Genomic DNA, 13,587 nt, shown 5'->3' with positions numbered 1-13,587 from the left:
CGTTCAGTCCTCCATCACTTCACGCCAGTAGCGGTACATGCCGCGGATCAGCGTCTCGGTCACCATGTGCTCGGTGTCCTCCACGCCGCGGCCGCCCAGCTCGGCCAGCGCCCGGTGGAATGGCTTGCTCTCGAAGGCCTGCTGCGAGAACTCGATGACCTCGCCGTCGTCCGCCGACACGAAGCCGGCGGGGCCGAAGAGGTTGGACTGCCGCAGGCGCCGCTGCGTCATCTCCTCGCTGTCGTCCTCGTAGCCGAAGTGCGTCCAGACGAAGTCGAAGCTGCCGTGCCCGTTGGGCTGGATGTGCCGGGTCGAGACGCTGTTGACCTGCTGCTGCAGGATGACGCTCGGGAACAGCGTCGTCATGACGGCCGTCGGGCCGTTCCACCACGGCTCCGGGACGATGTCCAGGAAGCTCGGGTCGTTCAGCTGCATCGTCTCCTTGAAGCTGGACACCTGCGTCACCTGCTCGGCCTTGCCGCCGGTGCCGCGCGTCGAGATCATGGCCGCGTGGCGATGGCGCGCGTCCATCCTGAGCTGCGACTTGTTGTCCGCGCGCCAGAGGCCGAAGGTGACGAACCAGGTGTGCAGCAGGCCCGGGTGGTAGGGGTCCTTGATGTTCTCCTGCATCAGCTTCCAGTTGCCCGGGATGCGCTGCCGGTTGTAGCCCAGCACCTTGAGCTTGCGGCCGTTGAACATGCGGTCGAAGTAGCCCAGGATCGTCGGGCCGAGGAAGTCCTCGAAGGGCTCGACGTCGTGGTCGAAGGAGGCGAACACCACGCCGCCCCGGACGGCCACCTTCAGCCGGGTCAGGCCGTGGTCCGCCGTCTTGAAGTCCGCCGGCATGCCGCCATGCACCTGCCCGTCCTGCTTGACGCCGCGCCGGAAGGGCACGCCCTGCAGGTCGCCCTTGAGCGTGTAGCTCCACTGGTGGTACGGGCAGACGAACTCCTTGCGGTTTCCATGGCGCTCGCGGCAGAAGCGCATGCCGCGGTGGGCGCAGACGTTCTCGACGACGTGGATGCCGCCCTCGGCGTCGCGCGTCAGGATGACCGAGCGCTCGCCCACCACGGTGCGCTTGAAGTCGCCCGGGTTGGGCACCTCCGCCTCCAGGCCGACGTAGCACCAGTGGTTCCTGTAGAAGAAGCGCTCGAGCTCGCGCTGGTACACCTGCTCGTCGGTGTAGGTCTGGAAGGGGATGCGCGAGGTGTCCTCGCGCTCCCACGCCGGCTTGGCGGGGAAGACCGTCGATGCGGGGTTCATGCTTGTCTCCTGTTGTTCGGCCTGGCGCGCATCACTGGCCGGTCACGCGTACCTCGATTTCGCCCAGGCCGTCGATGGCGCCGCGCATCACGTCGCCGGCGACGACGGCGTTCACGCCTTCGGGCGTCCCGGTCATCAGCAGGTCGCCGGGCTGCAGTTCGTCGAAGGCCGACAGCACCGAGATGGACTCGGCCACGGACCAGATCAGCTTGCCGATGTCCGAGGCCTGGCGGGGCTCGCCATTCACGGTGAGCCGGATCGCGGCCGCGCCGGGGTGGCCGATGTCCTCGGCGCGGAACAGCGGCCCGATGGGCGCCGACTGGGCGAACGACTTGCCGAACTCCCACGGGCGCCCCTTGTCGCGCGCCTCCAGCTGCAGGTCGCGGCGGGTCATGTCGAGGCCGACCGCGTAGCCGTAGACATGCTCGAGGGCCCGGTCGGCCGGGATGTCGCGGCCGCCCTTCTTGATGGCCACGACCAGTTCGATCTCGTGGTGGTAGTTCTTCGTGTGCGGCGGGTACGGGATGCCCACGGGCGACGCGGCGTCCACGACGGCGCTCGCCGGCTTCATGAAGAAGAACGGCGGCTCGCGGTCGGGGTCCTTGCCCATCTCGCGGGCATGGGCGGCGTAGTTGCGTCCGACGCAGTACACGCGGTTGACGGGGAAGCGCTCTTCGCGGCCGTTGACGGCGAGCGTGTTCAGCGCGGGGGCTTCGAGGGCGAGTTTCATGGTCATGTCCCGGTGGGTCGTTCAGTTGCGTTGCTCGCGCCACAGGCCCAGGGCCTGCTGGACGGGGCGGTCGGAGAAGCTGAAAAGCAGGGTGTCGCGGTCGGCGCGGAACTGGAGCTCGTGCCAGGACGGCACCACGACGATGTCGTTCTCCTGAAGGGGGAAGCTGCGCTCCCCGACGCGCGCCTCGCCGCGCCCCTCCAGGCACACGTAGACGGTGCCGTCGGTGCTGCGGTACGGCCGGGTTTCGAACCCGGCGGGCAGCCACTGGGAGAAGGCCCCGATCGTCGGCATCGGCGATGCGCCCGTGGCCGGGTTCACGTAGCGGAGCTTGTGGCCCAGATGCGGATCGGGCGCGCCCTGGGCGACCGCGACCAGCGCCTCGCGGGTGCGCTCGAACGGGTACACGAACACCCGCGTCGGGTCCGCGGGACGGGCGTGGTAGTCGACCGGGAGCATGTTGGCGCCGTAGCGGGCCAGCGCATCGCCCTCGGGGCGCTTGAGCGCCTGCGACAGCTCGTCGCCCTTCTCGGCGAAGCCGGCGTCGAGGAAGCGCACGATGGGGATGTCCAGGCCGTCGAGCCAGACCACCGGATCGCGGCCCTGGTTGCCATGGTCGTGGAAGGTCCAGGCCGGCGTGATGATGAAGTCGCCGCGGCGCATCGTGGTGCGCTCGCCGTCCACCGCGGTGTAGGCGCCCTCGCCGTCGAGCACCAGGCGCAGCGCCGATTGCGTGTGCCGGTGCGCCGGCGCGACCTCCCCGGGCAGGATCAGCTGCAGCCCCGCGTACAGCGACTGCGTGATCGACGAGTTCCCCGGCAGCGCCGGGTTCTCCAGGATCAGCACGCGGCGCTCCGCCTCCTCGGCGCTGATGAGGCGGCCTGCCTCCATGACCTGCTCGCGCAGCTCTGAGTAGCGCCAGATGGCGGCTTGCAGCGGCGAGCGCGGCTGGGGCGGCACCAGCGCCCCCAGCACCTCCCACAGCGGGGTCATGTGGTGGGTGCCGATGCGCTCGTAGAAGGCGGCGCGGGCCGCCCGCTGGTCGGGCGTCAGGACAGCTGCACGCATGTCGGGGTCTCCTCAGGTTCCTTGGGTGTAGAACGCGTCCGCGTAGATGTGCTCGGCGGCAATGCCCTTGCGCCGCGCGACGAGCGACGCGGACTCGACCATCGGCGGCGAGCCGCACAGGTAAGCGCGCCAGCCGGTGAGGTCGCCCAGGTCCGCTTCGATGGCTTCGGTGACCAGGCCGCACCGGTCGCGGCCAGGAACGCCCCCCGTGGCCACGATGATGTGGACCTTCAGGCCGGGATGCGCCCGTTCGAGTTCGAGCAGCCACTCCTGGCCGTACACGTCGCGCGGCGAACGCACGCCGAAATACAGATGGATCGGGTTGCGCATCCCGCCGGCCACGGCGCCGCGCAGGATCGAGAGCACCGGCGCCAGGCCCGTGCCGCCGGCGACGCAGAGCATCGGCCCTTCGTGCTTGCGGCGCAGGTAGGCCGTGCCCAGCGGGCCGCTGACCCGCACGGCGTCGCCGAGCTTGAGCTGGTTGAACACATGGCCGGTCACGCGCCCGTCCGGCACCGCGCGCACGTGGAACTCCAGGTCGCCGCCGGCCAGCGCGACGCCCGCCATCGAGTACGGCCGGACGTGCTCGGGCGTGAACTGGAGCTGGACGTACTGGCCGGGGGAGTGGTCGAGCGGCTTCGCGGGCTTGAGGACCAGGCGCTTGATGTCGTGGGTGAGGTCCTCGAGCCCGCACACGGTGGCCTTGATGATGCGGGCCGGGTGGACCACCACCTCGTCCGGCTCCGGGATCTCGATGGTGCAGCTCCCGGTCAGGTAGGTCTGGCAGGCCAGCACATAGCTGTCGCCGTCCAGCGGCCGCTGCTGCTCGCGCCCGTCGTCCAGCACCTCGCCGTCGATGACCTTGCACCGGCAGGTGCCGCAGCGCCCGGCCATGCACGAATACGACATCGGCACCTGAGCCGTGCGAAGCGCCTCCAGCAGGTTGGCGCCCGGCTCAACCTGGATCAGGCGGTTCAACGGTTGGATCAGGACTTCCATGCTGCCGAGGGCCCATGCGGTTGCGTCGGGAGCGCATGTTGTTCGCTCGGCAACATTCAGCCAATAGAATCACCTGAATAGGCAACATCACTGGGAGTGATGTGGAAGGCGGAGGCACGGCATGGAACTGAGCGACATCGACCTCAACCAGCTCGTCCTGTTCCACCACCTGATGGCCGAGCGCCGGGTGTCCAAGGTGGCCGACGTCATGGGGCTGACGCAGCCCGCCGTGAGCAACTCGCTCGCCCGGCTCCGCCGGCAGTTCGGGGACGACCTGTTCGTGCGCACGCCCGCGGGCATGGCGCCGACGCCCTTCGCCGAACAGCTGGCCGAACACGTGGGCTACGCGCTGTCGATGATCCACAACGGCATCAACCAGCGCGCCCGCTTCACCCCGTCCGAGGTGAAGCGCTCGATGACCATCGGCATGACGGACATCGGCGAAATCGTGTTCCTGCCCAAGCTGATCGAGCGGCTCAGCCGCGAGGCGCCGGGCATCACGCTGACGACGGTGCGCAACACCACCGTCAACCTCCGCGACGACATGGAGGCGGGCCGCGTCGACCTGGCCATCGGCCTGCTGCCCCAGCTCAAGGCCGGCTTCTTCCAGCGCCGGCTGTTCAGGCAGCGCTATGTGTGCCTGTTCCGCAAGTCCCACGCGCTCGACAAGCGCAAGCTGTCGCTGAACGACTTCAAGGCCGCCGAGCACCTGGTCATCGTCTCGGCGGGCACGGGGCACGGCAAGGTCGACGAGCTGATGCGCAAGGCCGGCGTCCAGCGGCAGGTCAAGCTCTCCATCCCGCACTTCGTCAGCGTCGGCCACATCCTGAGGAACAGCGACCTCGTCGCGACCGTCACCGAGCGGCTGGCGCATGAACTGTCGGAGCCCTTTGGGCTGACCTACCGGCCCCACCCCGTCGGCCTGCCGGACATCGCCATCAATGTCTTCTGGCACGCCCAGGCCCACCGCTCACCCGCCAACCAGTGGCTGCGCGGGGTGGTCTGCGACCTGTTCGCCGATGGCACCACGACCCGCGAGGAAACCAGCACGGGGTCCGGCGGAGCCCGGCAGTGACATGGTCCCGTTTTTGGTAGGCCGTGCAGGACTTGAACCTGCGACCAAAGGATTATGAGTCCTCTGCTCTGACCAACTGAGCTAACGGCCCCTACCCGGAGGGGCGCCAGTGTCGCATGCCCCGGCGGGCTCACGCCGGCCTCGGGCGGCCGCTTCCGGCTCAGCGCTGGCTCAGCGCCTGCCCCACCATCCGCGACGTGATGTCGACGATCTGGATCATGCGGTCATAGGCCATGCGCGTCGGGCCGATGACGCCCAGCGTGCCCACCACCTGGCCGTCCACCTCGTAGGGCGCGGACACGATGGACAGCTCTTCATACGGCACGACCTGGCTCTCGCCGCCGATGTAGATGCGCACGCCCTCGGCGCGGCTCGACGTGTCCAGCAGCCGCATCAGCTGCGTCTTCTGCTCGAACAGGTCGAACAGCCGGCGCAGGCTGCCGAGGTCGTGGCTGAAGTCCTGCACGGCCAGCAGGTTGCGCTCGCCGGAGACGACGAGCTGCTCGTCCTGCTGCGCCATCGCCTCGCTGCCGACCTGCACGGCCGCGCTCATCAGCTGCGCGATCTCGCCGCGCAGCGCGTCCACCTCGTGGCGCAGGCGCTCGCGCACGGCCTCCAGCGTCAGGCCGGCGTAGCCGGCGTTCAGGCGGTTGCTGGCCTCGGCGAGCTCGGCCTGGCTCAGGTCCTGCGCGGTGAAGATGACGCGGTTCTGCACGTCGCCGTCGGGCGACACGAGGATGACCAGCACGCGCCGCTCGCCCAGGCGCAGGAACTCGATGTGGTGGAAAACGCTGGGCTTCCTCGGCGCCGTCACGACGCCGACGAAGCTGGACAGGCTGGACAGCAACTGCGCGGCGCTGGCGATGACGCGCTGCGGCTGGTCCGGCTGCAGCGGCGCGGCGTCCACACCGACCAGGCCGGGCTGGGCCGTCAGCATCGTGTCGACGAACAGCCGGTAGCCGCGCGGCGTCGGCACGCGGCCGGCGCTGGTGTGCGGGCTGGCGATCAGGCCCAGCTCCTCCAGGTCGGCCATCACGTTGCGGATCGTGGCCGGGCTCAGCTCCAGGCCCGAGGCCTTGGACAGCGTGCGCGAACCGACCGGCTGGCCGTCGGCGATGTAGCGTTCGACCAGGGTTTTCAGCAGGGATTTGGCGCGCTCGTCCAGCATGGTTCCCATTCTAGAAACCCGCCGGATTCCCCCATGACGGGCAAAACCCCTGTGGTGTAATTTGCCGCATGGCCGAGCGCTTCAGACATGTCGCCATCGTGGGCAAGCATCAGGCGCCGGGCATCAGGCCGGTGCTGGAGGAGATTGCCCAGTTCCTGTGCAGCCAGGGGCTGGAGGTGTCGCTGGAGGCGGACACGGCGCTGAACACCGGGCTGACGGGCTATGACGCGCTGTCCAACGACGAGCTCGGCCGGCAGTGCGACCTGGCCGTCGTCGTCGGCGGCGACGGCACGATGCTCGGCTTCGCGCGCGACATGGCGCGCCACGGCCTGCCGCTGGTGGGCATCAACCAGGGGCGGCTCGGCTTCATCACCGACATCCCGTTCGAGCGCTGGCGCGAGTCGCTGGCGCCCATCCTGGCCGGCGACTACGAGGTCGAGCCGCGCACCATGCTCGAAGGCGCGGTCTGGCGCGACGGCGAGGCCATCTTCTCGGGCCAGGCGCTGAACGACGTGGTGCTCAGCCGCGGCCAGACGGCCAGCATGATCGAGCTGCGCATCCATGCCGGCGGCGAGCTGGTGGCCAGCATCCGCGCCGACGGCATCATCGTCGCCACGCCCACGGGCTCGACCGCCTACGCGCTGTCGGCCGGCGGCCCGCTGCTGCACCCCAGCATCGGCGGCTGGCTGCTGGTGCCGATCGCGTCGCACACGCTGACCAACCGGCCCATCGTGCTGCCCGACGCGGGCGAGGTGAGCCTGGAGATCGTCGCCGGCCGCGACGCCTCGGTGAACTTCGACATGCAGGGCCTGGCCAGCCTGCTGCACGGCGACCGCATCACGGTGCGGCGCAGCCAGCACTGCGTGCGCTTCCTGCACCCCAAGGGCTGGAGCTACTACGCGACGCTGCGCCGCAAGCTCCGCTGGTATGAATGACGCCCCCGTCCAGCGGGCCGCCCCGGGAGCGGCCCGCAACCCCATGAACCGCTGACATGCTCCGCCACCTGTCGCTGAAGGATTTCGTCATCGTCCCCGCGCTCGAACTCGACTTCGAGCCCGGCTTTGCCGTGCTGACCGGCGAGACCGGCGCGGGCAAGTCCATCCTCATCGACGCGCTGCAGCTCGCGCTGGGCGGCCGGGGCGATGCCGGCGTCGTGCGCGAAGGCGCCGCGCGCGCGGAGATCACCGCCGAATTCGACACCCCGGCGCACCTGCGCGGCTGGCTGGACGAGGCCGGCTTCGAGCCCGGCGACACGCTGCTGCTGCGCCGCGTCATCGACGCCGCCGGCAAGAGCCGCGCGTGGATCAGCGGCGGCGCCGCCACGCTGACGCAGCTGCGCGAGCTGGCCGACCACCTGCTGGACATCCACGGCCAGCACGCCTGGCAAGGCCTGAACCGCCCGGCCTCGGTGCGCGAGTTGCTGGACGGCTTCGCCGGCCTCGACACCGCGCCACTGGCCCGCGCCCACGCCGCCTGGAAGCAGGCCGCCGAGGCGCTGGACCGGGCCCGGGGCCTGCAGGCCGACGCGCAGCGCGAGCGCGAGCGGCTGGCCTGGCAGATCGGCGAGCTGGACGGCCTGGCCCCGGCCGAGGGCGAATGGGCCGAGCTGAACGCCGAGCACGAGCGGCTGTCGCACGGCCAGTCGCTGCTGGACGCGGCCCGCGCCGCGCTGGACGCGCTGGACGACGGCGAGCCCAGCGCGCAGTCGCTGGCCAGCGGCGCGCTGGACCGCCTGGAGCGCGTGCTGGACCACGACGCCCGCCTGCTGCCCGCCGTGCAGGCGCTGCGCGACGTGCAGGCCCAGCTCGCCGACGCCAGCCACACGCTGGCCGCCTACCTGCACAAGACCGACCTGGACCCCGACCGGCTCGCCGAGCTGGACGAGCGCGTGTCCGCCTGGCTGGCGCTGGCCCGCCGCTACCGCCGCCAGCCGCAGGAGCTGCCCGCACTGCTGGCGCAATGGCGGGTCGAGCTGGCCGCGCTGGACGCCGCCAGCGACCCGGCGCAGCTCGAGGCCGCGCTGGCCGCCGCGCGCCAGGCCTACGACGCCGAGGCCGGCCGGGCCACCCGCACCCGCCGGGCCGCCGCGCCGCAGCTGGCCGCCGCCGTCACCGCCGCGATGCAGCAGCTGGGCATGGCCGGCGGCCGGTTCGACGTCGCGCTGCAGGCCGCCGACGCGCCGCAGCCCTGGGGCGCGGAGTCCGCCGAGTTCCTCGTCGCCGGCCACGCCGGCAGCACGCCGCGGCCGCTGGCCAAGGTGGCCTCGGGCGGCGAGCTGTCGCGCATCGCGCTGGCCATCGCGGTCACCACCAGCCAGGCCGCCCAGGCCGCGCGCGGCACCGCGCCCGGCACGCTGATCTTCGACGAGATCGACGTCGGCATCGGCGGCGCGGTGGCCGAGACCGTGGGCCGGCTGATGAAGCAGCTCGGGCAGTCGGCGACCGGGCGGCGCCAGGTGCTCGCCGTCACCCACCTGCCGCAGGTCGCCGCCTGCGCGGACCGCCACCTCGTCGTCGCCAAGCGCCTGCAGGACGGCGCGACAGCCAGCCACGTCGCCCCGGTGGCCGGCGAGGCGCGCGTCGCCGAGATCGCCCGCATGCTGGGCGGCGAGCGGCTGTCCTCCACCAGCCTGGCGCATGCGCAGGAGATGCTGGACGCCTCCACCGCCGCCACCACACGCCCCACGACGCCGAGAAAGGCCCGGTCATGAAGGAAGTGCTGGCCGACCTGCAGGCCGATCTGCAAAGCGACGTGGTGCTGCTGACCGGCATGTCCGGCGGCGGCAAGTCGGTGGCCATGCATGCGCTGGAGGACGCCGGCTACTTCTGCGTCGACAACCTGCCCGCCGAGCTGCTGCTGGACTTCCTGCAGCTGGAGCAGCAGCACGGCGAGCGGCGCGTGGCCATCGCGGTGGACGTGCGCAGCGTCGGCTCGCTGCCGATGCTGCTGCCGCTGCTGAAGAGCCTGCGCGCCGCCGGCGTGCCGGTGCGTTCCTTCTTCCTGGACGCCAGCAACGACGCCCTGATGCGCCGCTTCTCCGAAACGCGCCGCCCCCACCCGCTGCGCGAGGACCGCGACACCCAGTTCGGCGACCTGGACGACGGCGGCGCCGACCAGAAACACCGCCTGCTGCTGGACGCCATCCAGCTGGAGCGCGAGCTGCTGGGCGGGCTGAAGGCCGAGTCCACCGTCATCGACACCAGCCAGCTGCGCCCGGCGCAGCTGCGCGCCTGGCTGGGCGACCTGGTCGGCCCGAACGCGGGCACCAAGCTGACGCTGGTGTTCGAGAGCTTCGCGTTCAAGCACGGCGTGCCCAGCGACGCGGACTTCGTCTTCGACGTGCGCGTGCTGCCCAACCCCTACTACGACCGCGAGCTGCGCCCCTTCACCGGCCGCGACGCGCCGGTGGCCGCCTACCTCGCGGCGCAGCCCGAGGTCGGGCTGATGCTGGGCCAGATCGCCGGCTTCCTGTCGCGCTGGCTGCCCAACTTCGCGGCCGACCAGCGCAGCTACCTGACGGTCGCCATCGGCTGCACCGGCGGCCAGCACCGCTCGGTGTACCTGGTCGAGATGCTGGCCCGCCAGTTCAGCCACCACGGCCACGTGCTCCGCCGCCACCGCGAGCTGGACGCGCGCTGAGCCGGGCGCGCCAGCTCAGCCGCCCTGCATCAGTTTTTTCAGCGGCGCGGGCAGCGCGTAGTCGCGCAGCTGCTCGCGCGCCACCCAGGTGCCGCCGGGCGGCAGCTCCGGCGCGGCGCCCGGCGCCTCGGCGCGCAGCGTGTGCAGCACCCAGTCGAAGTGCGTCAGCGCATGCTCGATGCGCGGCAGCGCCTCCAGCCGCGCGCCGGGCAGCGCCGCGTGCGCGCTGGCCTCGTCGTCGAACATCGGCAGCGTCCACAGCCCCGCCCAGACGCCGGTCGGCGGGCGCTGCTGCAGCAGCACCCGGCCCTGCCGCTCCACCCACAGCCACCAGTTCTCGCGGCGGCCGCGCTTGAGCTTCTTCGTCTTGACGGGCCAGCGCGTCGGCTCGCCCGCGCGCTGCGCGCGGCACATCGGCTGCACCGGGCAGCGCAGGCAGTCGGGCACGCGCGCGGTGCAGATGCTCGAACCCAGGTCCATCAGGCCTTGGGTGTAGCGGTCGGTGTCGCGCGCGGGCAGCAGCTCGGTCGCGTGGGCCCACAGGCGTTTCTCGGCGGCGCTGCTGGCCAGGTCGCCGTCGAACGCGAGCACGCGGCCGAGCACACGCTTGACGTTGCCGTCCAGGATCGCGACGCGCTCGCCGAAGCAGAACGCCGCGATGGCCGCGGCGGTGGAGCGGCCGATGCCCGGCAGCGCCTGCAGCCCGGCCGCCATGCGCGGGAACTCGCCGCCGTGCTGCTCGGCCACCGCGCGGGCGCAGGCGTGCAGGTTGCGCGCGCGGCTGTAGTAGCCCAGGCCCGCCCACTGCGCCAGCACCTCGTCCAGCGTCGCGGCGGCCAGGTCCACCACCCGGGGCCAGCGCGCCAGGAAGCGGTCGTAGTAGCCCAGCACCGTCGCCACCTGGGTCTGCTGCAGCATGATTTCCGACAGCCACACGCGGTAGGGGTCGCGGGTGTTCTGCCACGGCAGCGTGTGCCGGCCGTGGCGCAGCTGCCAGGCGACGACGGTGGCGCCGAAGTCCTCCAGGCCGGCGGTCAGCGCTTCTGGCATGCCGGGCAGAAAAAGGTCGAGCGCGCGCCCTGCACGATGCGCCGGACGGCCGCGCCGCAGCGCCGGCAGGGCTGGCCCTCTCGGCCGTACACCTGGGCCTGCATCTGGAAGCTGCCGGCCACGCCGTGCGCGTCGCGGAAGTCGCGCAGCGTCGTGCCGCCGGCCGCCAGCGCCTGGCCCAGCACGGCGCGCACGGCCACCGCCAGCCGGTCGGCGCGCGGGCGGCTGAGCCGGCCCGCCGGCAGGCGCGGATCGATGCCGGCCATGAACAGCGCCTCGCAGGCGTAGATGTTGCCGGCGCCGACGACGATGTCGCCCGCCAGCAGCGCCTGCTTGATGGCCACGCGCCGGCCGCGCAGGCGGGCGTGCAGGTGGGCGCCGTCGAAGCGCTCGTCGAAGGGCTCCAGGCCCAGGCCGGCCAGCAGCCCGGCGACCGGGCTGACCTCCAGCGCCGCGCCCCAGACGACGGCGCCGAAGCGGCGCGGGTCGGTCAGCCGCAGCAGGCCGCGGTCGGTGTGCAGGTCGAAATGGTCGTGCGGCCCGGCGGCCGGCGTCGCGCCCAGGAAGGCCAGCGAGCCCGACATGCCCAGGTGCATCAGCAGCCCGCCCCGGTCCTCCAGCGGCAGCCACAAATATTTACCCCGTCTTTGCACCTCGCCGACGCGGGCGCCGAGCAGCGCCTCGGGGTCCGCGCCGAGCGGCCAGCGCAGCGGTTTTCCCAGGCGCAGGCCGGTCACCCGGGCCCCCTGGATGGCGCCGGCAAGGCTGCGGCGCGTGACTTCGACTTCGGGCAACTCGGGCATGGGCTGAAATCATAATCAGCGCCTGCCGTTGGAGTCCGAATGCCCCTGCCCGCCCGCCGCCGCGCCGCCGCCATTGCCGTCCTGATGTGCCTGGGCCTGGCCGCCCATGCGCAGGAGGCCAAGCCCGAGGCACCGCCCGCCGAGTCCTTCACCAACTCGGCGATGGACGCGCCGCTGTTCTACCAGTTGCTGATCGGCGAGCTGGAGCTGGGCGGCGGCCAGCCCGGCGTGGCCTACCAGGTGCTGCTGGACGCCGCGCGCCGCACCGGCGACGAGGCGCTGTTCAAGCGCGTCATCCAGATCGCGCTGCAGGCCCGCGCGGGCGACCAGGCGCTGGCCGCGTCGCGCGCCTGGGCCGAGACCGTGCCCACCTCCACCGACGCGCTGCAGAGCAGCGTGCAGCTGCTCGCGCTGATGAACAAGCCCGCCGAGGTGCCGCAGCCGCTGGCCGCGCTGCTGCGCATCGCCCCGGCGGCGCAGCGGCCCGGCTACATCGCGACGCTGCCGCGGCTGTTCCAGCGCTCGCCCGACCCCAAGGGCGTGCTGGCCGCGCTGTCGCCGCTGCTGCGCGCGCAGGCCGGCGCGCTCAAGCCCGCCGCGCTGTTCGCCGAGGCGCGCCTGGCCGTCGCGGCCGGCGACAACGCGCGCGCACTCACGCTGACCCGCGAACTCCACCAGGCCCTGCCCGACAACGACGACGCGATGCAGCTCGCCGTGGACCTGCTGCCCGCCGAGCCGCAGGCCGAGAGCCTCATCACCGAGCGCCTGAGGCTCAAGCCCGGCCAGCACCCGCTGCGCCAGGCCTATGCCCGGGCGCTGGTGCGGGCGCAGCGCCCGGGCGACGCCGCGCGCGAGTTCCGCACGCTGACCGAGGCCACCCCGGACGACGCCGGCGCCTGGCTGGCGCTGGGCGCCGTCGAGCTGGAACTCAAGCACCTGCCGGCCGCCGAGGCCGCGTTGCGCGAGGGCCTGAAGCGGCTGGACACGCCGGCCGCCGCCGGCAGCGACGCCGAGGTCAAGGCGCGCGCCGAGGGCCGCCGCAGCGCCTGGCTGATGCTGTCGCAGATCGCCGAGCAGCGCGGCGACCTGAAGGCGGCCGAGGCCGCGCTGCGGCAGGTGGACGGCGGCGGCATCGAGGTCGCCTACCGCCGCGCCAGCCTGCTGGCCCGCCAGGGCCGGCTCGCCGAGGGCCGCAAGCTGTTGCAGCCGGCCGCCGGCGCCAGCGACGGCGACATCCGCACCGCGCTGCTGGCCGAGGCCCAGCTGCTGCGCGAGCAGCGCGACTTCCAGGGCGCCTTCACCGTGCTGGAGGCCGCCGCCGCGCGCTATCCCGACGACACCGGCTTCCTCTACGAGCAGGCCATGATGGGCGAGAAGCTCGGCCGCTTCGACGAGATGGAGGCGCTGCTGCGCAAGGTCATCGCGCTCAAGCCCGACTACCACCACGCCTACAACGCGCTCGGCTACTCGCTGGCCGATCGCAAGCTGCGCCTGCCCGAGGCGAAGGAACTGATCGAGCGCGCGCTGAAGCTGTCGCCGGGCGAGCCCGTCATCGTCGACAGCCTGGGCTGGGTCGAGTTCCGCCTGGGCAACCTGCCCGAAGCCATCCGGCTGCTGCGCCAGGCCCATGCCGGCCGGCCCGACGCCGAGATCGCCGTCCACCTCGGCGAGGCGCTGTGGGCCAGCGGCGCGCAGGACGAAGCCCGCCGCCTGTTCGCCGAAGCCGCGCAGCGCGAGCCCGGCAACGAGGTGCTGCGCGAGACGCTGGCGCGGCTGAAGGTGGCGCCTTGAC

At 72.2% G+C, this 13,587-nt stretch carries 12 protein-coding genes and 1 tRNA gene; 5 read left to right on the top strand and 8 right to left on the bottom strand.

Annotated features, from left to right (window positions below; translation table 11 throughout):
• Nucleotides 1-3: 3 nt before the first annotated feature.
• From QM788_RS09535 to QM788_RS09520, 4 genes are read right to left on the bottom strand one after another with little or no spacing between them, the layout of a single operon-like run.
• Nucleotides 4-1,263 (bottom strand): aromatic ring-hydroxylating dioxygenase subunit alpha, encoded by a 1,260-nt coding sequence (locus QM788_RS09535; RefSeq protein ID WP_415661258.1) that lies wholly within the window; start codon nucleotides 1,261-1,263, stop codon nucleotides 4-6.
• Nucleotides 1,264-1,294: 31 nt separating this feature from the next.
• Nucleotides 1,295-1,993 carry a fumarylacetoacetate hydrolase family protein gene (locus QM788_RS09530; RefSeq protein WP_415661257.1) on the bottom strand — a complete coding sequence of 233 codons (699 nt, stop codon included), beginning with the start codon at nucleotides 1,991-1,993 and terminating at the stop codon, nucleotides 1,295-1,297.
• A 21-nt stretch (nucleotides 1,994-2,014) separates the two neighbouring features.
• Nucleotides 2,015-3,061: a gentisate 1,2-dioxygenase gene (gene gtdA, locus QM788_RS09525; RefSeq protein WP_415661256.1), complete on the bottom strand. Its 1,047-nt coding sequence runs from the start codon at nucleotides 3,059-3,061 to the stop codon at nucleotides 2,015-2,017.
• A gap of 12 nt (nucleotides 3,062-3,073) precedes the next feature.
• Complete coding sequence (locus QM788_RS09520) at nucleotides 3,074-4,060, bottom strand: 2Fe-2S iron-sulfur cluster-binding protein (protein WP_415661255.1); 987 nt, start codon at nucleotides 4,058-4,060, stop codon at nucleotides 3,074-3,076.
• A 121-nt stretch (nucleotides 4,061-4,181) separates the two neighbouring features.
• Here QM788_RS09520 and QM788_RS09515 point away from each other — a divergent pair, with 121 nt between their 5' ends.
• A complete protein-coding gene (locus tag QM788_RS09515) occupies nucleotides 4,182-5,135 on the top strand; it encodes a LysR family transcriptional regulator (RefSeq protein ID WP_415661254.1) in 954 nt (317 codons plus the stop codon).
• A gap of 14 nt (nucleotides 5,136-5,149) precedes the next feature.
• On the opposite strand, the gene QM788_RS09510 is transcribed toward QM788_RS09515, so the two are convergent.
• Both QM788_RS09510 and hrcA read right to left on the bottom strand, forming a co-directional pair.
• A tRNA-Ile gene (locus tag QM788_RS09510) sits at nucleotides 5,150-5,226 on the bottom strand.
• Nucleotides 5,227-5,295: 69 nt separating this feature from the next.
• Nucleotides 5,296-6,303: a heat-inducible transcriptional repressor HrcA gene (gene hrcA, locus QM788_RS09505; protein ID WP_415661253.1), complete on the bottom strand. Its 1,008-nt coding sequence runs from the start codon at nucleotides 6,301-6,303 to the stop codon at nucleotides 5,296-5,298.
• Nucleotides 6,304-6,371: 68 nt separating this feature from the next.
• Here hrcA and QM788_RS09500 point away from each other — a divergent pair, with 68 nt between their 5' ends.
• Genes QM788_RS09500 through rapZ form a run of 3 tightly spaced genes read left to right on the top strand, consistent with a single transcriptional unit; the run spans nucleotide 6,372 to nucleotide 9,942 of the window.
• Complete coding sequence (locus tag QM788_RS09500; protein WP_415661252.1) at nucleotides 6,372-7,238, top strand: NAD kinase; 867 nt, start codon at nucleotides 6,372-6,374, stop codon at nucleotides 7,236-7,238.
• Between the two features lie 56 nt (nucleotides 7,239-7,294).
• Nucleotides 7,295-9,013, top strand: coding sequence for a DNA repair protein RecN (recN, locus tag QM788_RS09495; protein ID WP_415661251.1), 1,719 nt, complete (start codon nucleotides 7,295-7,297; stop codon nucleotides 9,011-9,013).
• The gene (gene rapZ, locus QM788_RS09490; RefSeq protein WP_415661250.1) at nucleotides 9,010-9,942 is read left to right on the top strand and encodes an RNase adapter RapZ; all 933 of its coding nucleotides are present in this window, start codon (nucleotides 9,010-9,012) and stop codon (nucleotides 9,940-9,942) included. The genes recN and rapZ overlap by 4 nt, the downstream gene beginning before the upstream one ends.
• Before the next feature lie 15 nt (nucleotides 9,943-9,957).
• Here rapZ and mutY read toward each other — a convergent pair whose 3' ends face one another.
• Nucleotides 9,958-10,992, bottom strand: a complete 1,035-nt coding sequence (gene mutY, locus QM788_RS09485; protein ID WP_415661249.1) for an A/G-specific adenine glycosylase — start codon at nucleotides 10,990-10,992, stop codon at nucleotides 9,958-9,960.
• Nucleotides 10,977-11,795: a bifunctional DNA-formamidopyrimidine glycosylase/DNA-(apurinic or apyrimidinic site) lyase gene (gene mutM / locus QM788_RS09480; RefSeq protein ID WP_415661248.1), complete on the bottom strand. Its 819-nt coding sequence runs from the start codon at nucleotides 11,793-11,795 to the stop codon at nucleotides 10,977-10,979. The genes mutY and mutM overlap by 16 nt, the downstream gene beginning before the upstream one ends.
• A gap of 39 nt (nucleotides 11,796-11,834) precedes the next feature.
• Between mutM and QM788_RS09475 the strand changes: the two genes are divergently transcribed.
• Nucleotides 11,835-13,586 (top strand): tetratricopeptide repeat protein, encoded by a 1,752-nt coding sequence (locus QM788_RS09475; protein WP_415661247.1) that lies wholly within the window; start codon nucleotides 11,835-11,837, stop codon nucleotides 13,584-13,586.
• The last annotated feature ends 1 nt before the right edge of the window (nucleotide 13,587 follow it).

Origin of the sequence: Roseateles sp. (genome assembly GCF_047654785.1) — a bacterium.
In the GTDB taxonomy this organism is placed as follows: domain Bacteria; phylum Pseudomonadota; class Gammaproteobacteria; order Burkholderiales; family Burkholderiaceae_C; genus Pelomonas.
The sequence above is the reverse complement of the archived record's forward strand: the minus strand, read 5'-3'. Positions and strand labels throughout refer to the sequence as shown.